The sequence below is a fragment of the Streptomyces sp. NBC_01707 genome (assembly GCF_041438805.1).
GTDB lineage: Bacteria > Actinomycetota > Actinomycetes > Streptomycetales > Streptomycetaceae > Streptomyces.
Map to the genome: position 1 here is coordinate 4,372,236 of NZ_CP109190.1, position 22,602 is coordinate 4,394,837.

Here is a 22,602-nt window from a genome sequence, read left to right on the forward strand (position 1 = left end):
GGTCGGAGCGATTGTCAGTGCCCCGCCCTACCGTCGTTGCCATGCTGCTAACTCACGGGGGAGAACCCTTGCGCACCGCTGCTCCGGTGGTGCGCTGGACGGTGGAGCAGGTCCTGGCACTGGCTCCTGACGAGGCGTCACGCAAGGCCGGCGGCAGGCTCGGTTCGGCCGGTCCATGGTCCGGCGCGGGCTGCGACGCATCGGGTTCGGTGTGGGGGCTGTGCAAGGGAAGCGGGAGCAAGCCGTACCGGACGGTGGTCGACACGACCGGCCCCGCATACAAGTGCAGCTGCCCCAGCCGGAAGTTCCCGTGCAAGCACGCGCTGGGGCTGCTGCTGCTCTGGGCGTCGGACGAGGCGGCGCTCGGACCGGCGGAGGTGCCGGACTGGGCAGGGGAGTGGCTGGACGGCCGTCGCAGCCGGGCGCCGCAGAAGACCGACCGGGCCGGGGACGGCACGGTCGGCGCCGGTACGGGCTCCGCCGATCCGGCGGCCGCGAGGCGCCGGGCCGAGCGCCGGGCCGAGCGGATCACCGGCGGTGCGCAGGAGTTGGAGCAGCGGCTGACGGATCTGCTGCGCGGAGGCCTGGCGGCGACCGATCAGTCGGGGTACGGGCTGTGGGAGGAGACGGCGGCCCGCATGGTGGACGCGCAGGCACCGGGACTGGCGGGACGGGTAAGGGAGTTGGGGGCCATCCCGGCGTCCGGTCCCGGGTGGCCGGTGCGGCTTCTGGAGGAGTGCGCGCTGCTGCATCTGCTGGACACCGCGTGGCTGGGCATCGCCCGACTGCCGGAGCCGCTGGCGGCGACGGTCCGCACGCGGGTGGGGCTGACGGCCTCCGCGGATGGCCCACCGGTCCGCGACCACTGGCTGGTCCTCGCCCAGTACGACACCCCGGACGGCAAGATCGTCACGCGGCGGATCTGGCTGTACGGAAGGGACTCGGGCCGCACCGCACTGCTGCTGTCCTTCGGGGCGGCCGGACGCTCCCCAGGTCAGGCCCTGCCGGTGGGCGTCTCCATCGACGCCGAGCTCACGCCGTATCGAGGGGCCGGGCAGCTGAGGGCGGAACTGGGCGGGCAGTTCGGTGCGCCGGTACCGACCGGCACCCCCCCGCCGGGCTCCACGACGACGGCCGCGGTCGCCGCTTACGGACGCGCCCTTCGGGAAGACCCCTGGCTGGAGTCCTGGCCGGTCACCCTGCGCGCGGTCATACCGGTGCCGTCGGGCGACGGCTGGCAGCTGGTGGACCCGGCAGACGATACGGCCCTGCCCGTCGCCCCGTCGGCACTGTCCCGGCCCGGTCTGTGGAAGCTCGTGGCGATTTCCGGAGGCGCTCCGGTCACGGTCTTCGGCGAATGCGGCCACCGCGGCTTCGACCCGCTCGCGGCCTGGGCCGACAGCTGCGACGACGGTGCGGCCGAGACCGTGCCGCTCATCTGACCCCTGGAGGAGGACCGATGCCCGCCACCGAACCGATGCCCGGTACGACCACCGCATGGGAAGAGCTCGTCACATCGGCGCTGCTCGGCACCGACCGCCGGCCGCTCCCGGCGGGAGCCGCGCCGGGGCCGATCACGCTGCTGGATGAGGCGGCTCTGCACACGGTGCGACGCAGAGCAGGGCTGCGGCCCGCGACTGCGGCCGCCCGTCCCGGGACGGCGCCCGCCGACCCGCGGCCACCCCTGCCGCCCGCCGCGCGCCGAAGGCTCGCCCAGCTGCTCGCCGACCGGTCGGCGCCGAGCGGCGGGGGCGGCCGACGCGGCACGGCGCCCGATCTCACGGAGCTGATCCCGCAGTGGCTGGCCGCCGCCGATCGTCGTGGTTTCCGGGCCCCGGCGTCGCTGCTGCCACCCCTGCTGGACGCGGCCCGGGCACGTACCGACCTGCGGCCGCAGGCTCTGGCGTTCGCCGGTCCGCGCGGGCTGTGGCTGGCCGGGCTGAACCCCGAGTGGAAGTTCGCGCTGCGCGGCTCGCCGGGAAGCGCGCTGCTGCCCGATGTGACCGACGACGATGCGGTGCACCGGCTGTGGGAGGAGGGCCTGTTCGCCGAGCGCGTCGCCCTCCTCGGGGCCGTACGGGCACACGATCCGGGTGGTGCACTCGCGCTGCTGACCAGCACGTGGTCGACGGAGCGCGCCGAGGACCGGCTGATGTTCCTGGACTCGTTGCGTGCCGGGCTGTCCGCCGCGGACGAACCCTTCCTGGAGCAGGCCCTCTCCGACCGCAGCCGCAATGTGCGCGCGACTGCCGCCGAACTGCTGTCCGCACTGCCGGAGTCGGCGCTGGCCGGGCGGATGGCGGCCCGCGCTTCGTCGTGCGTGAACCCTGACCTGACAGTGGGCGCCGCGGCCGTCGCCGTGGAGGCCCCGCACGAATGCGACGCCGCGATGCAGCGCGACGGCGTCGTGGCGGTGCCGCCGTCCGGGCGGGGCGAACGATCCTGGTGGCTCGGCCAGTTGGTGGAGGCGACCCCGCTGTCCGTCTGGCCGGCGAGGTTCGGCGGGCGTACGGCGCAGGAGATCGTCGCCCTGCCCGTCGCCGACGGCTGGGGCGAGGAGCTGCGCGCCGCCTGGTGCCGGGCGGCGGTGCGGCAGCGCGACCCGGAGTGGGCGCGCGCCCTGCTCGGTGCCGCTTCGCTCCCCCCGTCGAACGGGCCCGGTACGGCGTCGCTCGCCGAGCGGTCGAAGCTCCTCGCCACGCTGCCCGGCGCGGAACGGGCCGCGTGGGTGGCCGATTTCGTGGCCGCGCACGGTCTGTCGGAGGCGTTCCAGCTCCTGGGCGTCTGCCCGGTCCCCTGGGCGGCGCCGCTCGGCAGATCGGTCGTCGACGCGCTCGACATCGCCCGCGACGCCGGTAGTTACCCGTGGAGCTTCAGCGGCGTCATGGGGCTGGCCGAGCGCTGCCTGAATCCGGCGGAGGCGGGCCGCCTGGAGGTCCTCACGACCACCCCGGACGAGCCGGAAGACGCGTCACCGGGCGCGGCCGGCTACTGGTCGGAGGCGTTCCGGCGCCTGGTCTCCACGCTGCGGCTGCGCGCGGTGATGGATGAGGAGCTGGGGGCGGAGACCGCGTAGGCGGGGCTGCTGCGGCCGGGAGGGCGAGGGGTTCGCGTGGGGCGCGCGGGCCAGGGATCTCTCCTCAGGACCGCGGGCACGGTCTCTCTCCTCAGGACACAGGGCCGCCGGACCGCGTGCCGCGGAAAGGCGACAGGCGGGCCGGGCGGGCGTCGACCCGGCCGGGGCGGGCCCGGACCGCCCGCTGCCGGGTCAGGCTTCTGCGGGCTGGCGGACGTTCGCATTCACCCAGTCGACGATCGACGCGGTCGTCGCCCCCGGGGTGAAGATCGCCGCGACGCCCTGTTCCTTCAGCGGCGCGATGTCCGCCTCCGGAATGATGCCGCCGCCGAACACCTTGATGTCCTCCGCGTCGCGCTCCTTGAGCAGCTCGATCACCTTGGCGAAGAGCGTGTTGTGCGCGCCGGAGAGGATCGAGAGGCCGATCGCGTCGGCGTCCTCCTGGATCGCGGTGTCCACGATCTGCTCGGGCGTCTGGTGGAGCCCGGTGTAGATGACCTCCATACCGGCGTCGCGCAGTGCCCGCGCGATCACCTTGGCGCCGCGGTCATGGCCGTCGAGGCCCGGCTTGGCCACCACCACACGGATCGGACCGGTCACACCCATCACTGCCTCCACATGCGTCTCCCGTGCCTGAAAGGGCCAGGGATGTGAACGAACGTTATCGACAGCATCCCGCAACCCGCCGTTTCGCGGTGGACCGGGAGGGGGAAATCACACCTGGGACATGTTCGCCAGGCTCCGTTCCCGCATCACGCGGCACACCCGCCGCGCGGGACGGACGCCAGGGGAGCCGCTACGAGGTCGCCGTACCACCGCGCCGCCAGCCGCACGGCACGGCGGTACGGCACCAGGGGCCCGACCAGCCCCCGCGACACCTCTGCCACGGCGCCCACGAGGGCATACGGGGACCGGAGCCGCCTCCCCGTGCGCCGAGCAGGAGGTCGGCCATGAGGGTCATGAAGGTCCTGCCTTTCCTTCCGTCGATGCTGCGCGAGCCGTGCCTGCGCCGCACCTGGCTGTCATCGGCGCTGCTGAGGGCCACAGCACTGGAGCTGATCGTGCTCGCCGGGCATGTCCTCCTGTACCCCGCGGGCATCACCGACGAGCGGCGGGACCCCGCGCGCCCGCCCGAGCCCCCCTTCGAGCCGTCCACCGCACCGGCCGGTACCGCTGCCCTTCCCGTCGAGAGTCCCGACCGGCCGCCCGTCGTCCTGCTCCACGGGTTCATCGACAACCGCTCCGTCTTCGTGCTGCTGCGCCGCTCCCTCACCCGGCACGGCTGGCACCACCTGGAGTCCCTCAACTACTCGCCGCTGACCTGCGACATCCGCACCGCCGCCGAGCTGCTCGGCCGGCACGTCGAGGAGATCTGCGGCCGCACCGGGCACCACGAGGTCGACATCGTCGGACACAGCCTCGGTGGCCTGATAGCCCGCTACTACGTGCAGCGACTCGGCGGTGACCGACGGGTCCGCACCCTGGTCACTCTCGGCACCCCGCACGGCGGCACGGCCGTCGCCCCGATGGCCAGTGCGCATCCGATCGTGCGCCAGATGCGCAGCGGTTCCGCCCCGATCGAGGAACTGCGCCGGCCCGCGCCCGGCTGCCGGACCCGGTTCGTGAGTTTCTGGAGCGAGCTGGACCAGGTGATCGTCCCGGCCGAGGCGGCCTGCATCGACCATCCGGACCTCGATGCCCAGAACGTACGTGTCAGCGGGATCGGTCATCTCGCACTGCCGGTCCACCCTGCGGTCGCCGCCGGGATCCGCCAGGCGCTCGAGTCCCCGGAAGCGGCTCCCGGCCTCGCGGGTACCGCGTCGGTGGCCTGAGGAGGACCGGAACCCTCACCACGCAAGGCCGCCACGCCGCGACGAGGGCCACCCACCCGCTCTCCGGGCGTCCAGGACAGGCCCACAAATAGAACGCGTTTCGAACATAGAGCCAAAGCTCTGTGCACAGTCCGTCGAAAGGCGGCCGATTGCCCGTTTCCTGAGCGGCCAAAACCTGACGAAGATTGTCGGCGTCGCATACCGGCGGGTACAGTCGCGGCCACTGCTTTCCCCCTGGGATCCCCCACCGGACCCAGACCCCAGGTCCTGCTGCCGAGGCGAGAGAGAAGTTGGTGAACGACCAGCACCCCCACGCCGGGTATGTCGGTTACGACAGCCACTCCACAGGCAGCTTCGACAACGACCCGCTCTTCGGCTCCCTCCCGGGCAGTTACGACGGCACGTACGACACCACCGGCTACAACGGTGGCTACGACGGCGGTTACGGCACCGGACAGGCCGGATACAGCGGCCAGTACGACTCGACCCAGTGGGACACGGGCGCGCATCAGACCGCCGCGTACGACCCCTATGTCGCGTACGGGACCCAGCAGCCGCAGCAGTACGCCACCACCGCGACCTGGACGCCGGACGCCGGCGGCATTCCCGCACAGGGCGGCGCCCCGGATTCGTCGGGCCAGTGGGACGCCAACGGCTGGTATCAGGAAGGCCAGTGGGCGACAGCCGGGACGGCCGCCTACGACACCGGCGCGTACGACGCCACCGCCTGGAACACCGGCGCCACGCCCGAGCACGATCAGCAAACTGCGCACACCGCGCAGGAGTCGTACGAACCCGAACAGACCGCCCACGGCGCCCAGGAGTCGTACGAGGCGCATGAGTCGTACGAGTCGTACGCGGACCAGGGCTCCTACGACCCGTACGAGCCCTACCGCACCGCCGAGTTCAGCCTGCCCGACACGGACCTGGCCGGCACCACCGACATCGACGACGACCGCGAGAACAGCGACGGCCTCGACACGGACCGCGCGTCGGGCCGCAGCGAGGGCGACGTCCCCCGTCCCGTGAGCCGCCCCAGCACCCGTGGCGCCAGCCGCAGTCGGCGTCGCACCCCCGCGAAGCGTTCCGCACTCCTCACCGTCGCCGTTCCCTCCGCCTGCGTGATGAGCGTCGCCGGTATCGCCGCCGCCTCCGTCGGCGGGCTCGGCAGCGGCGAGGAGAAGGACGACACCATGTCGATGGCGGCCGCCGACCCCGGCACCGTCAAGCCGGTCGCCGCCAACAACAAGCTGGACACCCAGCTCGCCAACCTCAGCGCCGACGCGGAGAACTTCGCCGACCGCGCCAGCCGTACCCAGGAGCGCATCGACCTGAAGGAACGGCAGGCGGCCGAGAAGAAGAAGCGCGAGGAGGAGGCCGCGCGCAAGGAGGCTCTGCGGCCCAAGTTCCTCCTGCCCGTCGCGCAGCACGGCCTCAGCGCCTACTTCGGCCAGGCAGGCGTCAACTGGATGTCCGTGCACACGGGCATCGACTTCCCCGTCTCGTACGGCACTCCGGTGATGGCCGCGACGGACGGCACCGTACGCACCCAGTGGAACAGCGCCTACGGGAACATGGCCATCGTCACCACGGCCGACGGCACCGAGACCTGGTACTGCCACCTCAGCAGCACCAAGATCCGCTCGGGCCCGGTCAAGGCCGGTGACGTCATCGCATACTCCGGGAACTCCGGGAACTCCACAGGCCCGCACCTGCACTTCGAGGTCCGGCCCGGTGGCGGCGCGGCCATAGACCCGCTGCCCTGGCTCCGCAGCCACGGCCTCGACCCGACCTGAGCAGCCGCGAGGGTCCACGGCGAGAGGTGGCAGGCACCCTCCCGGTGGCAGGCACTCCGCGCCCGCCACCGCCGCTGGTGCCCCCAGGGGCGTCCTAGAGCTTCTCCACCGGCGCGTACCGCAGCAGCAGCTTCTTCGGCCGTTCGTCCCCGAAGTCGACCGTCGCCTTCGCCTGGTCGCCGACCCCCTCGACCGCCGTCACCGTGCCGAGCCCGAACTGGTCGTGCGTGACCCGGTCCCCGACCACCAGCGTGATCGTCGGCTTGTCCGAGGTGCGCCGGGTCGCGAAACCCGAGGGGCCCGAGCGCGAGCGCGACGAGGACAGCGACGACGTGATCCCCGACGTCGGTCCGGCCGGGGCCGCCATCGGTCCGGTCCGCTTCCACTGCAGATGCTGGTCCGGAATCTCCTCGAGGAACCGCGACGGCGGGTTGTACGAGGGCTGCCCCCACGCACTGCGCATCGCCGCCCGGGTCAGATAGAGCCGCTCACGGGCCCGGGTGATCCCGACGTAGGCGAGGCGCCGCTCCTCCTCCAACTCCTTGACCTGTCCCAGCGCGCGCATGTGCGGGAAGACGCCGTCCTCCATGCCGGTCAGGAACACCACGGGGAATTCGAGGCCCTTCGCGGTGTGCAGCGTCATCAGCGTGATGACGCCGGAGCCGTCCGTGTCCTCGTCGGGAATCTGGTCGGAGTCGGCGACGAGCGCGACCTTCTCCAGGAATTCGGCGAGCGTGCCCGCACTCGCGCCTTCCCCTGCGTCGGCCTCCCCCCGCTCCTGCTCGAACTCGAGCGCGACGGCGGCGAGTTCCTGAAGGTTCTCGATGCGGGTCTCGTCCTGCGGGTCGGTGGACGCCTGGAGTTCCGCGAGATAGCCGGTCCGCTCCAGGACCGCCTCCAGCACCACGGCGGGGCCCGCGCCCGACTCGACGATCGTGCGCAGCTCCTCCATCAACGTGTTGAACCGCTTGACGGCGTTGGCCGAGCGGGCCGCCATGCCGTACGCCTCGTCGACGCGGCGCAGTGCCTGCGGGAACGTGATCTTCTCGCGCAGCGACAGGGCGTCGATCATCGCCTCGGCGCGGTCGCCGATGCCGCGCTTCGGCACGTTCAGAATGCGGCGCAGCGGGACGGTGTCCTCGGGGTTGGCGAGGACCCGGAGGTAGGCCAGGATGTCCCGGACCTCCTTGCGCTCGTAGAAGCGCACGCCGCCGACGACCTTGTAGGGCAGGCCGACGCGGATGAAGATCTCTTCGAAGACGCGGGACTGCGCGTTCGTCCGGTAGAAGATGGCGACATCGCCCGCCTTGGCGTCGCCCGCGTCGGTCAGCCGGTCGATCTCGTCGGCGACGAACTGCGCCTCGTCGTGCTCGGTGTCGGCGACATAGCCGGTGATCCGGGCACCCTCGCCCGCGTTCGTCCAGAGGTTCTTGGGGCGGCGGCTCTCGTTGCGTTCGATGACCGCGTTGGCCGCGGAGAGGATCGTCTGCGTGGAGCGGTAGTTCTGCTCCAGCAGGATCGTCGTCGCGTTCGGGTAGTCCTCCTCGAACTGGAGGATGTTGCGGATGGTCGCGCCGCGGAAGGCGTAGATCGACTGGTCCGCGTCACCCACGACACACAGCTCGGCGGGGGCGTCGGCCGGTCCGGCCGGGCCCACCAGTTCGCGTACGAGCGTGTACTGCGCGTGGTTGGTGTCCTGGTACTCGTCCACGAGGACGTGCCGGAAGCGGCGGCGGTAGTGCTCGGCGACATCCGGGAACGCCTGGAGCAGATGGACCGTCGTCATGATGATGTCGTCGAAGTCCAGTGCGTTGGCCTCGCGCAGCCGGGACTGGTACATCGCGTAGGCCTGGGCGAGCGTCTTCTCGAAGCCGTCCGCGGCCTGCCCGGCGAAGGTCTCCTCGTCGATCAGCTCGTTCTTCAGGTTCGAGACCTTCGCCGTGAACGACTTCGGCGGGAAGCGCTTCGGATCGAGGTCCAGATCGCGGCAGACCAGGGCCATCAGCCGCTTGGAGTCGGCGGCGTCGTAGATCGAGAACGACGAGGTGAAGCCGAGCTTCTTCGACTCACGGCGCAGGATCCGCACGCACGCGCTGTGGAACGTCATGACCCACATGGCGTTGGCGCGCGGTCCGACGAGCTGCTCGACGCGCTCCTTCATCTCGCCCGCGGCCTTGTTGGTGAAGGTGATCGCCAGGATCTGGCCGGGATGCACCCCGCGCTCGGCCAGCAGATGGGCGATGCGGTGGGTGAGCACCCGGGTCTTGCCGGAGCCGGCCCCGGCGACGATGAGCAGCGGCGACCCCGCGTGCACGACGGCGGCACGCTGCTCGGTGTTCAACCCGTCGAGCAGGGCGGCGGCGTCGATGACGGGGCGGTGGGCGCCGTCCCGGTAGTACGCGTCCCTGGGCGGCGGGGGCGCGTCGAACACGCCCGCGAAGAGATCCTCCGGCACCGCTTCGGGTGCGGAGTCCTCGGGGGGCGGCGGGGGCTCTTCCTCCGAGTGCTGGAGGCCGGCCAGGAAGCTGTCGTCAAAGAGGCTGCTCATCGCTTGACGAGTCTAGGCCGCCGCACCGACACCGTGCGGCCGCATGGCGAACCGCACCCGGCGCACGGGCACACAGGGAGAGCGTGCGCCCACACCGCGTAGAGGAAGAGGGGGCGGCCCGGCCCGCATCCCCGGCTCCGCCGACAAGGTCACGAAAATGTATCGGGCATATCGAACATCAACCTTCACAGCGGCACCACGGGTTGGCTAGCGTGCTCGATCGGGCGGCCCGTACCCCCTGAGGCGAACCACGCCGAGCGGGCGCCCACGCCGAATCCGGGCTGCCCTCGCGGGAGTTCGGAACCGGGGACCCACATGCATCACCGGGGTGAATCGGTCCATATCTCCACATCCGGACCGTAGGGCAGCCTTCCGTTCCGCCCGAACCCGACAGCTAACCCGGTAGGCGGTCCACGGAAGGAGATGCCGGCCTTGGCGTCGCATCGCAAACCGCGCACCCGGATGCGCTCCACCACGCCCGCCGTCGGGCTCACGACGGCCGCCCTGGCGGGTGTGACCCTGCTCTCCACACAGAGCGCCACGGCCGCCCCGGCCTCGCCGAAGCCCAGCATCGAGGACGTGCAGAAGAAGGTCGACGACCTCTACCGGCAGGCGGGCACCGCGACCCAGCAGTACAACCAGGCGAAGGAGGCCTCCGCCGCGCAGCGGGGCAAGGTCGACGCGCTGCTGGACGACGTCGCGAAGCGTGCCGACAAGCTGAACGATGCGCGCAGGGCGCTCGGCAACTACGCGGCGGCGCAGTACCGCACCGGCTCCATCGCGCCGAGCGCCACATTCTTCCTGGCCGACGACCCGCAGTCGTACTTCGACGAGAACCAGCTGATGGCCCGGATGGCGGGCCGGCAGCAGAAGGCGGTCACGGACTTCCGTACGCAGCAGGCCGCGGCGTCGAAGAAGCGCACCGAGGCGGCGAAGAGTCTGGAGACGCTCACCGAGTCGCAGGCCACGCTGCGGACCAGCAAGGAGAACGTCCAGAAGAAGTTGGGCGAGGCCCGCGCGATGCTGTCGAAGCTGACGGCCGAGGAGAAGGCGCGGCTCGCGGCGCTGGAGCGGAAGAAGGAGGCGGAGGCCAAGCGCAAGGCCGAGGAGCTGGCCCGTCAGCAGGCGGCCGCCAAGGCGGAGGCGGACCGCAAGGCCGAGGAGGCCGCGAACCAGGCCGGATCCGGCGGTGACACAGGGACCGGGACCGGATCGGACAGCAGCGCCACCACGAAGGCCGACAAGGTCCTCGCCTTCGCCCGCGCCCAGTTGGGCAAGCCGTACGTCTGGGGCGCGACGGGCCCGTCGTCGTACGACTGCTCGGGGCTGACCCAGGCCGCCTGGAAGGCGGCGGGCGTCGACATACCCCGTACCACCTGGGACCAGGTGAAGATCGGCACGCGGATCGCGACGGCGGATCTGCAGCCGGGCGACCTCGTCTTCTTCTACGACGACATCAGCCACGTCGGCATCTACAAGGGCGACGGCATGATGATCCACGCGCCGAAGCCGGGCGCGAACGTCCGCGAGGAATCGATCTACTACATGCCGATCTACGGCAGCGTGCGGCCCGGGTAGCCACGGCCCCGGACGGCGACGGGCCCCCGCCGGAAGGATCCGGTGGGGGCTCGCGCCATGAAGGACAGGGACCGGCCCGGGCGGCAGCGGCCGGCTCAGGTCCAGAGCGTCGCGATGAAGATGTTGGCGACCGTCAGCCCGCCGACCGCCGCGAAGACGCCCTTCTCGACCCTCTCCTCGTCCCGCTTGACGTACACCAGCGCGAGGATCACGACCAGGACCGCCAGCTTCACACCGATCTTGATGTTGTTGACCGGCTGGTCGTCCGCCTGGTTGAGCCCGACCAGTGCGATACCGGTGACCAGCATGGTCAGCGCCCCGTGCAGCATCGCCGGGACGAAGCGGGCCGTGCCCGACCCCATCGCCTTCATCTGGGTCAGGAAGCCGCCCAGGAGTGCGGCGATGCCGATGATGTGCAGCGCGACGAAGACATTGATCAGTACGTCCATGGGGCCGCAGCCTAGCCGGGGCCATAGCACCGCTCTCCGGCGAGGTGGGGGCTCCTTGGCGTTTCACTTATATTTGTACCAATTGCCTGACTCTGGCGCGTTTTCTCCGATCACTTGATGGCATCGCCTCGCCAAATTCGGGCAATAGGCGTCATTACGACTCTTCCTCGTGCCCCGGGTTTAGCGTCCCTATCCAGGTGGCCGGCTTCACCGACGCTCCGTACCCGGGCGGCGGCCCGGTCACCCCGCCGAAGAGTCCGGCGGCGCGCGGCTCCCCCTGCCGGCGTCGCCGTCGGACCTTCGCGGGCCCGCCGGTAGGCCCCGACGGGCAGTCGACAGCAAGGAGCCCCGCCCTCGTGGCAGCGCATCGGAAACCCAAGCAGCGCCCGTGTACCGGCTCTGCTGCCCGCACCGCAGCCACCCTCGCGTTCGCCGGGGCCGCAACCGCCGCCGCCCTGCCGGGTGCCGCACACGCCGATCCGCAGCCCACACCAGCTCAGGTCAAGGCCAAGGTGGACCGGCTGTACCACGAGGCGGAGGTCGCCACCGAGCAGTACAACGGCGCGAAGGAGAAGGCGGCCGCCACCACCAAGTCCCTCGGCGCACTGCGCGACGAGGCCGCCCGCAGGACCGAACGCCTCAACGCCTCGCGCAACGCACTCGGTTCGCTCGCCGCAGCGCAGTACCGCACCGGCGGCATCGACCCCGCCGTACAGCTGGCGCTCTCCTCCGACCCCGACGAGTACCTGCAACGCGCCTCGTACGTGGACCGGATCGTCGACCGGCAGGCCACCCAGGTCTCCCAGGTGCAGCGGCAGGTCACCGAGATCGCGCAGCTGCGCGCCGAGGCGAAGGAGGAACTGGCGGCACTGGGCACCCGCCAGGCCGAACTGAAGAAGCACCGCACGACGGTCAGGGCCAAACTGGCCGACGCCCAGCGGCTCCTGGACACCCTGTCGCCCGCGCAGCGCGCCGCGTACGAGCAGTGGGACACCGCACGCTCCGCCGCCGGCCACGCCGATCGCAGCGACCGGCGCGCCGGCGCCGCGCAGGCCGCCCCCAACGCCCGCGCCGCGGAGGCCGTAGCGTTCGCCTACGGGGCGCTCGGCAAACCGTACGTCTGGGGTGCGACCGGTCCGACCTCGTTCGACTGCTCGGGGCTGACCCAGGCGGCCTGGCGCTCCGCCGGCGTCTCGCTCCCGCGCACCACGTACACGCAGATCAACGCCGGAGAGCGGATCTCCCGCACCGAACTCGCCCCGGGCGACCTGGTCTTCTTCTACTCCGGCGTCAGCCATGTCGGCCTGTACATCGGTGACGGCTTGATGATCCACGCGCCGCACCCCGGTGCACCGGTCCGCGTCGCGCCGATCGACGAAATGCCCTTCGCCGGAGCGACCCGGGTGGCATAGGCTCCCGGCTGCCGCAGCTCCGAGTCCCCACCGGACCGGTCGAAGGAGACTCATACATGCCCATGGACGCGGACGTCCAGAGTCACACCCGTACGCTCGCCCTGCGCTCCCCCGATCATCTCCGGATCGGTCCGTTCACCGTCCGCCACAACCCCGACTGGCAGCTGAAGTACGCCAATTACGCGATCCCGGACCAGGGGGCCGAGCCGACGGCGGCCGATGTGCAGGCGCTGATCGCCGCGTTCCGCGAACGGGACCGGATGCCGCGTCTGGAGTATCTGCCCGGTGGGGCACCCGCGGTCGAACCCGCGCTGCTCGCCGCCGGTTTCACCGTCGAGAACCGGGCCCCGATCCTGGCCTGCTCCCCCGCCGACCTCCTGCCGCCGAAGCCGGTGGACGCCCTCGTCATCACCGAACCGGCCACCGACGCGGAGTTCGACGCCGCCGCCCGCGTACAGCACCACGGCTACGGCGGGACGGGCGAACCAGAGGGCGGCGAGGCGGCCTGGCTGCGCAACGCGGCGGCGGGCGGCGGCGTTGCGGCCCTCGCCACCGTGGACGGCGTGCCGGCGGGCGTCGGCGGCTGCTCGGTCCCCGTCGACGGCCTCACCGAACTGGCCGGTCTCGCCGTCGCCGACGCGTTCCGCCGCCGCGGCATCGGCGCCGCGCTCTCCGCGCATCTGACCGCGACCGCGTTCGCGCGGGGCTGCCGGGTGGTGTGGCTGGAGCCGGGCGACGCCGACGTGGAACGGATCTATGCGGGCATCGGATACCGCAGGATCGGCGAGAAGCTGAACATCTCGCTCGACCCCGCCTGAACACTCCGGAGTCCCGGCTCCGCAGGAACGCCTCCGGTGTCCCCGCCCGCCGGGACCCTTCCGGAGTTCAGACCAGCCGTCGGGCCGTCGCCCACCGCGTCAGCTCGTGCCGGTTCGACAGCTGGAGCTTCCGCAGCACCGCCGAGACATGCGACTCGACCGTCTTCACCGAGATGAACAGCTGCTTGGCGATCTCCTTGTACGCATAGCCGCGCGCGATCAGCCGCAGCACCTCACGCTCGCGCTGCGTGAGCCGGTCGAGGTCCTCGTCGACCGGCGGCGCGTCCGTCGAGGCGAACGCGTCGAGGACGAAGCCGGCCAGCCGGGGCGAGAACACCGCGTCGCCCTCCTGGACCCGGAAGACCGAGTCGATCAGGTCGGTGCCGGTGATCGTCTTGGTGACGTAGCCGCGGGCGCCGCCGCGGATGACGCCGATGACATCCTCGGCGGCGTCCGAGACGGACAGCGCCAGGAAGCGCACCGGGTTCTCGACCGCGCCCATCAGCGGGGCGCAGCGGCGCAGCACCTCGACGCCGCCGCCGCCCGGCAGGTGGACGTCGAGGAGAACGACCTCGGGGCGGGTCGCCGTGATGACGGTGACCGCCTGGTCGACGTCGGCGGCCTCGCCGACGACCTCGACGCCGGTCTCCTCGGTACGGCCGATCTCGGCCTGCACCCCGGTGCGGAACATCCGGTGATCGTCGACGAGCACGACCCGTACCCGGCGCTCCTGGCCCCCGGTTGCCTCAGTGGTGTCCGTCATCGCTCGCCCTCTCCATCTCCAGCTCGACTTCCGTGCCCCCGCCGGGCACCGAACGCAGCCGCGCCGTACCGCCGTTGCGCTGCATCCGGCCGATGATTGATTCTCTTACGCCCATTCTGTCCGCCGGTACGGAATCCGGATCGAACCCCGGCCCCCGGTCCCGTACCGAGACGAAGACCGTACGCCCCTCGACCTCCGCGTAGACCTGCACGGCGCCGCCCTCGCCACCGTACTTCGCGGCGTTGACCATCGCCTCGCGGGCGGCCTGCATCTGGGCGGCGAGCTTCTCGTCGAGCGGGCAGTCGCCGACGACGACGACCTCCAGCGGGACACCGTGCTTGTCCTCGACCTCTGCGGCGGCGCGCTTGACCGCTTCGGCGAGGGTCTCCGGTTCGTCGCCCTCGTCCTTGCCGGTGCCCTGGGGGTTGTACAGCCAGTTGCGCAGTTCGCGTTCCTGGGCGCGGGCCAGTCTGCGGACCTCGCCCGGGTCCTCGGCGTTGCGCTGGATCAGAGTCAGGGTGTGCAGCACGGAGTCATGGACATGGGCGGCGACCTCGGCCCGCTCCTGGGCCCTGATACGCATCAGGCGTTCCTCGGAGAGGTCCTGGGTCATACGTACGAGATAGGGGCCGGCCAGCAGAGCGATGCCGGTGAGGACGGCGATCGCCGCGGTGAGGACGTTGCCGAGCTGAGCCGCGGAGCCGCGTACCACCATGAAGCCGGCGAGACCCAGGCCGACCAGGGCGACCCCGGCCAGCCCGCGGGCCAGATGCAGCACCCGGCGGCGGCTGCCGACCTCCATCCAGCGGGCCCGCCGGGCGTTGTCGGCCTGCCGCCACACCAGGACGGAGCCCGCACCGATCAGCAGCGTCGGCCAGATGTACCGGTCGGCCTTGCTGCCCATGTCGACGTTGCCGACGAAGACGACGGCGCCGATCAGCAGGGCTATGAGGGCGAAGACCTGCCCCTTGTCGGGCTTGCGGAGCCGGCGCCTGCCGTCGGCGCCGGTCTCGAAGACGGAGCGCGGCGTCTCGACCCCGCCGACACCGAGCGGGACGACGATCCAGAACACGGCGTACAGCAGCGCGCCGAGGCCGTCCGCGAAGAACAGGCCGAGGAAGACGAACCGCACCCAGGCGACGGGCAGCCCGAGATGCCCGGCGAGTCCGCGCGCGACGCCGCCCAGCATCCGCCCGTCGGCGCTGCGGTACAGCTTGCGCAGCGGTGGCTCCTCCGGGTCGGCGCTGAGAGAGCTTGCGGCTCGGGGCGTGGCGGCTGGCATGCTCCGATCGTCACATGCCGGGGTGATCGGCGGCATCAGGGTCGGCCCCCACTCGACCCTGAGACGGCCGGTCCTGCGGAGGCCCGAGGGCCTCCCTTCAGGGTCCGGCGCGGCCGATATCAGGGATCGGCCAGGGTCGGCGCGGGTGCCGCGGGAGCGCACGGCCCGTCACCATGGACCCATGACCGTTCCCCAGGACGCCGCCCCCGGCGTCGCGCCGCCCCCCGCACCCGGTCCGCAGCTGCAGCGCAGCTCGCGGCAGAAAGTGGTGGCCGGGGTGTGCGGTGGGCTCGGCCGGTACTGCGACGTGGACCCGGTGATCTTCCGGATCGTGCTCGGTGTCCTGTCGGTGACCGGTGGCCTGGGCCTGATCTTCTACGGCTTCGCGTGGCTGCTGATCCCGCTGGAGGGCGAGGAGGAGAACGAGGCCCGCAGGCTTCTGTCGGGCCGGGTCGAGGGGGCGTCGCTGATCGCGGTGCTGTTCGCGCTGATCGGCTGCGGGCTCTTCCTCTCCATGCTCGGCAACGGCGGCACGCTGGCGTTCTCCGCGATGCTGACACTCGCGGTCATCGGCTGCTGTGTCTGGACGCGGCGCCGCAGGACCACGGCCCCCGAGGACCCGCTGCATCCGGCGGCCGCACACGCGGCGGCGGACGCGCCGCCGGAGGTGAAGGCGCCGCCGTCGCCGGCCGGCCCGTCCTGGTGGCGGGATCCGATCATCAAGGACGGCACCTCGGGGCCGGTGGGCGCCGGCTATCTGTGGGGTCCGGCGGACGCGGTGCTCGACGAGGGCACGGTACGGCCCCGCAGGGCCACGGCGGACGCGCCGTTCCGCGCGCCCGAACGGGCGCGGGCGGACCGGGGGCCGCACTCGATCGGCGGCCTGGTCTTTCTGTTCGCGCTGATCGCGGGCGGTCTGGCCACGGGCTTCAGCTGGGAGACCCATCCGCTCGGTACGAGCCTGCAGTTCGGTCTGGCCGCGGCGCTCGCCGTGTTCGGTGCCGGCATGGTGGTCAGCACGTTCCTCGGCCGGACCGGGTTCGGCACGCTGCTGCTGGCCGTGATCACGGCGGTGCTGCTGGCGGGCGCGGCCGTGCTGCCGAAGGACATCAGCACCCGGTGGGTGCGCGAGGAGTGGCGCCCGGCCTCGGTCGCCGCGGTCCAGCCGCGCTACGAACTGGGCTCCGGAGTCGGCACGCTCGACCTCACGAAGGTGCCGGTCCCGAAGGGCGACACGGTCAGCACCCGGGTACGGGTCGGCGCCGGCCGGGCGGTTGTCGTGGTGCCGAAGGCGGTGACGGTCCGGGTGCGGGCGGAGGCCGGACTCGGGGACATCCGGCTGCCGGCCGATCCCCCGGGTGATGTGGACGTCGGTCCGGCACAGAACGAGCACCGGACGATCGCCCCGTCGGCCGGAGTCACCCCGGCCGGTACGGTCGAGCTGGACCTGGAAGTCGGTATCGGACAGGTGGAGGTCACTCGTGCTGCGTCATGAGATCCGGCCGGGCCGCGCGGTGGCGGGCGTCGCGATGCTCGCCCTGGCGGCCGGCTACGCGGCGGACGCGGCGGGCCGCTGGGACGCCCCTTGGACCTTCTTCCTCCCGGTGCTCGTCGGCGGCCTCTGGCTGGCCGCCACCACGACGTGGGTGAGCTACCGGATGCGGCGCCGCCGCGACGCGAAGAAGGCGTCCACGGAGAACGACGCGGCGCCGGCGAGCACGAGCGGCAGCCAGGCCATGAGGTAGGCCAGGTCGTTGCCGAAGTAGTACGGATCGGTCTGCCAGCTCACGGTCAGCCACAGACTCAGCGAGATCAGGGCCCCGCCGAGTGCGGCGAGCCGCGCCCACAGCCCGATCAGGGTGCCGATGCCGACGGCGAGTTCACCGAAGGCGATGGCGTACCCGAAGGCTCCGGGGTTCTTCAGCGAGAGGTCGACGAGGGCCGGGATCGCGGACGAGTCGCGTACCGCGTGCATCATCTCGCCGACGGAGCCCGGCCCGGAGGCGCGGAAGAAGGCGCTGTCCGTCAGTTTGTCGAGCGCGGCATAGATGAAGGTGACGCCGAGAAAAATGCGCAGCGGCAGCAGCGCATGCTCCCGTGCCAGCTCGCGCAGGCTCCTCGTCTCGCCCAGACCACGTGTATTCGTGCCGTACCCATGCATAGTGTCCCCGCCTTCCGTCGACCCGTTACCAGACCATACGTACGCGGTGAACGCGCTGCTCACCAGCCCTAGGGTTCGATCAGGCGCAATCGGCCGGGCTCCGGTCGGCCGTTCAGTCCGTGACGTCGATCTCGACCCGATTCGTCTCCACCCCGGCGGCCGTCACGACCTGTACGTCCACCAGTCCCGGTTCGACCTCCACCGGCACCGGCACGGTGAGCACGGTGTCGGCCGGGTTGGCGAAGCCGCCCGGCACCGGGACCAGCGGGACATGGACATGGACCCGGCCGATCCGGACGACCACGCGGGCCAGCCGGTCCGGGGCCCCGGAGCCGGGCGGTACGAAACCTGCACCGCGGATCTCGATGTCGTCGCCGGTACGGATCGGCGCGTCCAGGTCCCCGGGCTCCCGGGCCCGCACGACGGACAGCACGACCGGACGCCCGCCCTCCGTGTACTTGCCCGCGAAGTACGTCGCCGCCGAGACGGCCACCAGCAGGGCCAGCCCCCACGGCAGATCGGGCAGTTGCTCGGGCCGGCGGGCCAGCCGGACCACGGCGAACAGTACGGCGACGGCGCTCACCAGCACGTACTGCACGTCGGTGAAACTGCCCCGCCCGGAGTCGTCGGTGAGCAGATCGGCGGCGCGCGGCCGGTCGGCCCGCAGCTTCTGCAGACGTCCGGCGAGGGCGCGTACGGTCACCACCCGGCGCACCACCACGGCAATGGCGCACACCAGCGCCAGCGCGGTCAGCACCCCGGCGCCACGCGCCAGCTCCAGACCGTCGATCAGCGCGTCGCGCTCCGCGTGGCCGGAGGCGCCCGCCAGCTGGAGGGCGAGGACGAGTACGGAGAAGACGGCGAGCAGCACCCAGGCCACGGCGACCGCACGGGAGGTGGAGAGCCGGTTGTCCTCGCCGATCAGCGGGGCGAGGACGCCGCCGCGGGCCCGGTGGAGGCGGGCGGCCCCGGTCAGCAGTCCGGCGGTGACGAGCGCGGCGACCAGACCGGCGGTACGGGCCGTCGACCAGCCCGCACCGATGGCGGTGCCGGCTTCGCCGATGGCAAGCAGGGCGACGCTTCCCCAGACGACGGCCAGGGTGCGCACCCACACCTGGTGAAGCCAGGCGTCGCCCGCCTCCCGGCTGCGCTCGGCGACCGTACGGGCCGACTCGGTCAGCTCGTCGGAGACCCACTGGCGGGTCGCGGACGCGGACTGGGCGACGCCGGTCGGCAGCCCCTGGCCCGCCGCGAGTTCGTCCCGCTTGGCCAGGAAGGCGGCCACCGCGCGCCGGTGTCCCTCGCGCGCTCCGTGCGGGCAGTCGCCGCACGTACAGCCACCACCGTGAGTGCCTTGTCGTGCCTCGTCCAACGCCACGGAGAACGCCGCCCTTTCCCGCCCACGTACTGTCAACTGACCACTGATTGCTGCGAATTGTGCCGTACGGGACGGGCCGGGCCCGCATCGGGGCCGCCGGGACGCGCGGATCGTCAGAATGTTCGGGAGATCCTCTTCCACATCGGCTGGTAGTTGATCCAGGCCACCAGGTCGCTGCCGAGCTGTTCGCGGGTGGCCACCGCCTCCCGGTGCTCGATCAGAACCGGCTTCCCGGCCGCCCGCGCGGTCAGCTGCACCTGGCAGGAACGCTCCAACGTGACGAACCACCAGGCGGCCGCGTCCACCGAGTCGCCGACCGTCAGCAGCCCGTGGTTGCGCAGGATGATCGCCTTGCGCGGGCCGAGCGCGGCCGCGATCCGCCGCCCTTCCTCCTCGTCGACGACGACCCCGGTGTAGGCCTGGTAGACCGCGTGGTCCTCGTAGAAGGCGCAGGACTCCTGGGTGATCGGCTCGATGAACTCACCGAGCGCCGACAGCGCCCGCCCGTGCAGCGAGTGCGTGTGCGCGACGGCGACGACGTCCGGGCGGGCCCGGTGCACCTGGGCATGGACGGCGAACGCCGCCTGGTTGACGTGGTGGCGCCCCTCGACGACCTGCCCGTCACCGTTGACCAGGATCAGTTCGTCCGGCAGGAGTCCCTCGAAGGGGGCGCCGAACGGGTTGACCCAGAAGCAGCCGGTGTACTCCGGGTCCCGCGCGGTGATGTGGCCGGAGACGCCGTCCTCGTACCCGTACGCCGCGAACAGCCGCAGCGCCCCGGCCAGCCGCTCCTTGCGGTACGCGCGTTCCTCCTCGACCGACTGATGGACGGGCGGCATCGCGAACTGCAGCTGTTCCACGGGTATCGGTGCGGGCTCGGGCATGGCGACTCCTCGGGGCTCCCAGGGCGTACGGGACCGGAAGTTACCGCCGGTCGCCGCAGGTGGCCAGAGCGATCACGCACCGATTCGGGAACGGTCAGGCGCTCAGCACGAGGTAGGCGAGGGTGAAGTCCCCGCGGTAGCCGTCGTAGTAGCCGGTGCGGCGGGCGTCGACCTCGGCGATCACCTCGTCGTACAGCGGATGTCCGGGGTTCTCCAGCGCCCAGCGCTCGCCCCGTCCGATCGGCCCGTTCGACTCGAAGAGGTCCCATTCGCGCTGGTCGGCGACGGTCACCTGGAGTGCGCGCAGCCCGACGGACTCGGCGAGCCTGACCAATTCGAGCAGCGAACCGAAGTCTCCGGGTTCGGCCCCGATGCCGGCGAGTGCGGCGGGGGACGGCTCCCGCAGCCAGACGCCGTCGCCGTACAGCACCCGTCCGCCGGGCCGGACGGCTGCGCGCAGCGCCTTCAGCGCCTCAGCCGTCGAGCCGGGCCAGGCATGGGCGGAACCGATGGACACAGCCAGGTCGTAGCCGCTCTCGGTCCACTCGGTGGCGGGCGTCGCATGGAATCGCACGCGCTCCGCGAGCCCCCGCTCCTCGGCGAGCGCCCGCCCGCGTGCCACCGCGTCGAGGTCGGTCTCCACACCGTCGCCGGTGCTGCCGGGCGCCGATGCCACCAGTCGCATCAGCAGTTCGCCCCAGCCGCTGCCGATGTCCACGATGCGCGCCCCGGGGGCGGGTTCGCAGGCCGAGATCAACTGTGCGGCGTGTTCCTCCGACAGCGGAGTGTTCCAGGTGAGTCGGTAGTTGTGAGGCGCGGAGATGATCGGGCGGATCTGATCGGCAGACATGGTCGCGGAGCCTCGCACGGACGTGCGGGCGGTGCAATCGGTTTTCCCAGCCGGTACGACGATGCCGCCGCTCATACGAATGAGCGACGGCATCACGTTGACCCTGCGGGGAGGGTCACTCCCACTCGATGGTGCCCGGCGGCTTGCTCGTCACGTCGAGGACGACGCGGTTGACGTCGGCGACCTCGTTCGTGATGCGGGTGGAGATCTTCGCCAGAACCTCGTACGGCAGGCGCGACCAGTCGGCCGTCATGGCGTCCTCGGAGGAGACCGGGCGCAGGACGATCGGGTGGCCGTAGGTGCGGCCGTCGCCCTGGACGCCGACCGAGCGGACATCGGCCAGGAGGACCACGGGGCACTGCCAGATGTCACGGTCGAGTCCGGCCGCGGTCAGCTCTTCCCGGGCGATGGCGTCGGCCTCGCGCAGCAGGTCGAGCCGGTCCTTGGTGACCTCGCCGACGATCCGGATACCGAGGCCGGGGCCGGGGAACGGCTGACGCTGGACGATCTCCTCCGGCAGGCCGAGCTCCTGGCCGACCATCCGGACCTCGTCCTTGAACAGCTGGCGCAGCGGCTCGACGAGCTGGAACTCGATGTCGTCGGGGAGACCGCCCACGTTGTGGTGGGACTTGATGTTGGCGGTGCCGGTGCCGCCGCCGGACTCCACGACGTCGGGGTAGAGCGTGCCCTGCACGAGGAACGCGACGTCCTCGCCGGCCGCGCCCGCCTCGGCGACGAGCTCGGCCTGGGCCTGCTCGAAGACGCGGATGAACTCGCGGCCGATGATCTTTCGCTTCTGCTCGGGCTCGGAGACCCCGGCCAGCGCCTTCAGGAACCGCTCCTCGGCGTCGACGACCTTCAGCTGGACGCCGGTGGCGGCCACGAAGTCCTTCTCGACCTGTTCGGTCTCACCCTTGCGCATCAGACCGTGGTCCACGTACACGCAGGTCAGCTGGGAGCCGATGGCCTTCTGCACGAGGGCTGCGGCGACCGCGGAGTCCACGCCGCCGGAGAGGCCGCAGATGGCGCGCTTGGTGCCGACCTGCTCGCGGATCAGTGCGATCTGCTCCTCGACCACGTTGGTCGTGGTCCAGGTCGGCTCGATGCCCGCGCCGCGGTAGAGGAAGTGCTCCAGGACCTGCTGGCCGTGCGTGGAGTGCAGCACCTCCGGGTGGTACTGGACGCCGTACAGCTTCTTCTCGTCGTTCTCGAACGCGGCGACCGGCACGACGTCCGTGGACGCGGTGACGGTGAAGCCCTCGGGGGCGGCGGAGCAGGCGTCGCCGTGCGACATCCACACCGACTGCTCGGCGGGCGTGCCCTCGAAGAGCGTGGAGCCGGTCTTGGAGACGGTCAGCGGGGTGCGACCGTACTCACGGGCACCGTTGTCGTCGACGGTGCCGCCGAGCGTGGTGGCCATCAGCTGGAAGCCGTAGCACATGCCGAAGACCGGGACCCCGGCCTCGAACAGCGAGCGGTCGAGGCTGGGCGCGCCCTCCGCGTACACCGAGGAAGGGCCGCCGGACAGGATGATCGCCCGGGGGTTCTTGGCCAGCATCTCGGCCACCGGCATCGTGGACGGGACGATCTCGCTGTAGACCCGGGCCTCACGGACGCGTCGGGCGATGAGCTGGGCGTACTGCGCGCCGAAGTCGACGACAAGGACCACGTCGGGTGCGGTGTCGGGGGCGGCGGGGGGTGCTGCTGGCACGGGCGGCCTTCCGGCGGTGAAGGGGGGTCGGTCCTCCCGATTCTACCGGGGATGCGAGGGAGAC

At 71.7% G+C, this 22,602-nt stretch carries 19 protein-coding genes and 1 riboswitch; of the genes, 9 read left to right on the forward strand and 10 right to left on the reverse strand.

The window, feature by feature from the left end:
• Window positions 1-41: 41 nt before the first annotated feature.
• Together OG963_RS19555 and OG963_RS19560 are read left to right on the forward strand one after the other, a co-directional pair.
• On the forward strand, window positions 42-1,442 hold the full coding sequence (locus OG963_RS19555) for an SWIM zinc finger family protein (protein WP_371799284.1): 1,401 nt from the start codon (window positions 42-44) through the stop codon (window positions 1,440-1,442).
• Window positions 1,443-1,459: 17 nt separating this feature from the next.
• On the forward strand, window positions 1,460-3,076 hold the full coding sequence (locus tag OG963_RS19560; protein WP_319737053.1) for a DUF5691 domain-containing protein: 1,617 nt from the start codon (window positions 1,460-1,462) through the stop codon (window positions 3,074-3,076).
• Between the two features lie 192 nt (window positions 3,077-3,268).
• On the opposite strand, the gene OG963_RS19565 is transcribed toward OG963_RS19560, so the two are convergent.
• Window positions 3,269-3,682: a cobalamin B12-binding domain-containing protein gene (locus OG963_RS19565; protein WP_030914396.1), complete on the reverse strand. Its 414-nt coding sequence runs from the start codon at window positions 3,680-3,682 to the stop codon at window positions 3,269-3,271.
• 353 nt (window positions 3,683-4,035) lie between these two features.
• Between OG963_RS19565 and OG963_RS19570 the strand changes: the two genes are divergently transcribed.
• Together OG963_RS19570 and OG963_RS19575 are read left to right on the forward strand one after the other, a co-directional pair.
• Entirely contained in the window at window positions 4,036-4,908 is an 873-nt protein-coding gene (locus OG963_RS19570) for a triacylglycerol lipase (protein ID WP_093930869.1), read from the forward strand.
• A gap of 293 nt (window positions 4,909-5,201) precedes the next feature.
• Window positions 5,202-6,704 carry a M23 family metallopeptidase gene (locus OG963_RS19575; protein WP_371799285.1) on the forward strand — a complete coding sequence of 501 codons (1,503 nt, stop codon included), beginning with the start codon at window positions 5,202-5,204 and terminating at the stop codon, window positions 6,702-6,704.
• A gap of 94 nt (window positions 6,705-6,798) precedes the next feature.
• Here OG963_RS19575 and pcrA read toward each other — a convergent pair whose 3' ends face one another.
• Window positions 6,799-9,252, reverse strand: a complete 2,454-nt coding sequence (gene pcrA / locus OG963_RS19580) for a DNA helicase PcrA (protein WP_093773188.1) — start codon at window positions 9,250-9,252, stop codon at window positions 6,799-6,801.
• Between the two features lie 258 nt (window positions 9,253-9,510).
• Window positions 9,511-9,677: riboswitch (cyclic di-AMP (ydaO/yuaA leader) on the forward strand.
• A 7-nt stretch (window positions 9,678-9,684) separates the two neighbouring features.
• Between pcrA and OG963_RS19585 the strand changes: the two genes are divergently transcribed.
• Window positions 9,685-10,830: a C40 family peptidase gene (locus OG963_RS19585; RefSeq protein WP_371126348.1), complete on the forward strand. Its 1,146-nt coding sequence runs from the start codon at window positions 9,685-9,687 to the stop codon at window positions 10,828-10,830.
• A gap of 95 nt (window positions 10,831-10,925) precedes the next feature.
• Here the strand turns inward: OG963_RS19585 and OG963_RS19590 are convergent, their stop codons facing one another.
• Window positions 10,926-11,279: a hypothetical protein gene (locus tag OG963_RS19590; RefSeq protein ID WP_093773190.1), complete on the reverse strand. Its 354-nt coding sequence runs from the start codon at window positions 11,277-11,279 to the stop codon at window positions 10,926-10,928.
• A 356-nt stretch (window positions 11,280-11,635) separates the two neighbouring features.
• Here OG963_RS19590 and OG963_RS19595 point away from each other — a divergent pair, with 356 nt between their 5' ends.
• Together OG963_RS19595 and OG963_RS19600 are read left to right on the forward strand one after the other, a co-directional pair.
• Window positions 11,636-12,691 carry an NlpC/P60 family protein gene (locus OG963_RS19595; protein WP_371799286.1) on the forward strand — a complete coding sequence of 352 codons (1,056 nt, stop codon included), beginning with the start codon at window positions 11,636-11,638 and terminating at the stop codon, window positions 12,689-12,691.
• Between the two features lie 56 nt (window positions 12,692-12,747).
• A complete protein-coding gene (locus OG963_RS19600) occupies window positions 12,748-13,509 on the forward strand; it encodes a GNAT family N-acetyltransferase (RefSeq protein WP_371799287.1) in 762 nt (253 codons plus the stop codon).
• A 67-nt stretch (window positions 13,510-13,576) separates the two neighbouring features.
• On the opposite strand, the gene OG963_RS19605 is transcribed toward OG963_RS19600, so the two are convergent.
• Together OG963_RS19605 and OG963_RS19610 are read right to left on the reverse strand one after the other, a co-directional pair.
• On the reverse strand, window positions 13,577-14,272 hold the full coding sequence (locus tag OG963_RS19605; RefSeq protein ID WP_030914377.1) for a response regulator transcription factor: 696 nt from the start codon (window positions 14,270-14,272) through the stop codon (window positions 13,577-13,579).
• Entirely contained in the window at window positions 14,256-15,554 is a 1,299-nt protein-coding gene (locus OG963_RS19610; RefSeq protein ID WP_030914374.1) for an ATP-binding protein, read from the reverse strand. Before OG963_RS19610 ends, OG963_RS19605 begins: the two co-directional genes overlap by 17 nt.
• Window positions 15,555-15,735: 181 nt before the next feature.
• On the opposite strand from OG963_RS19610, the gene OG963_RS19615 reads away from it, so the two are divergent.
• Window positions 15,736-17,049, forward strand: a complete 1,314-nt coding sequence (locus tag OG963_RS19615; RefSeq protein ID WP_093773201.1) for a PspC domain-containing protein — start codon at window positions 15,736-15,738, stop codon at window positions 17,047-17,049.
• Window positions 17,036-17,299, forward strand: a complete 264-nt coding sequence (locus OG963_RS19620) for a hypothetical protein (RefSeq protein WP_319737070.1) — start codon at window positions 17,036-17,038, stop codon at window positions 17,297-17,299. The genes OG963_RS19615 and OG963_RS19620 overlap by 14 nt, the downstream gene beginning before the upstream one ends.
• Here OG963_RS19620 and OG963_RS19625 read toward each other — a convergent pair.
• The 5 genes from OG963_RS19625 to guaA all read right to left on the reverse strand — a co-directional run bounded on the left by OG963_RS19625 (window position 17,206) and on the right by guaA (window position 22,538).
• Window positions 17,206-17,715 carry a DoxX family protein gene (locus OG963_RS19625; RefSeq protein ID WP_093930842.1) on the reverse strand — a complete coding sequence of 170 codons (510 nt, stop codon included), beginning with the start codon at window positions 17,713-17,715 and terminating at the stop codon, window positions 17,206-17,208. The two genes, OG963_RS19620 and OG963_RS19625, sit on opposite strands and share 94 nt — an antisense overlap.
• 112 nt (window positions 17,716-17,827) lie before the next feature.
• Window positions 17,828-19,093 (reverse strand): hypothetical protein, encoded by a 1,266-nt coding sequence (locus tag OG963_RS19630; RefSeq protein WP_093773207.1) that lies wholly within the window; start codon window positions 19,091-19,093, stop codon window positions 17,828-17,830.
• Between the two features lie 113 nt (window positions 19,094-19,206).
• Window positions 19,207-19,977 (reverse strand): class II aldolase/adducin family protein, encoded by a 771-nt coding sequence (locus OG963_RS19635; RefSeq protein ID WP_093773209.1) that lies wholly within the window; start codon window positions 19,975-19,977, stop codon window positions 19,207-19,209.
• Between the two features lie 94 nt (window positions 19,978-20,071).
• Window positions 20,072-20,827, reverse strand: a complete 756-nt coding sequence (locus OG963_RS19640) for a cyclopropane-fatty-acyl-phospholipid synthase family protein (RefSeq protein WP_093773211.1) — start codon at window positions 20,825-20,827, stop codon at window positions 20,072-20,074.
• A gap of 115 nt (window positions 20,828-20,942) precedes the next feature.
• Complete coding sequence (guaA, locus tag OG963_RS19645; protein WP_030914355.1) at window positions 20,943-22,538, reverse strand: glutamine-hydrolyzing GMP synthase; 1,596 nt, start codon at window positions 22,536-22,538, stop codon at window positions 20,943-20,945.
• Between the last annotated feature and the right edge of the window lie 64 nt (window positions 22,539-22,602).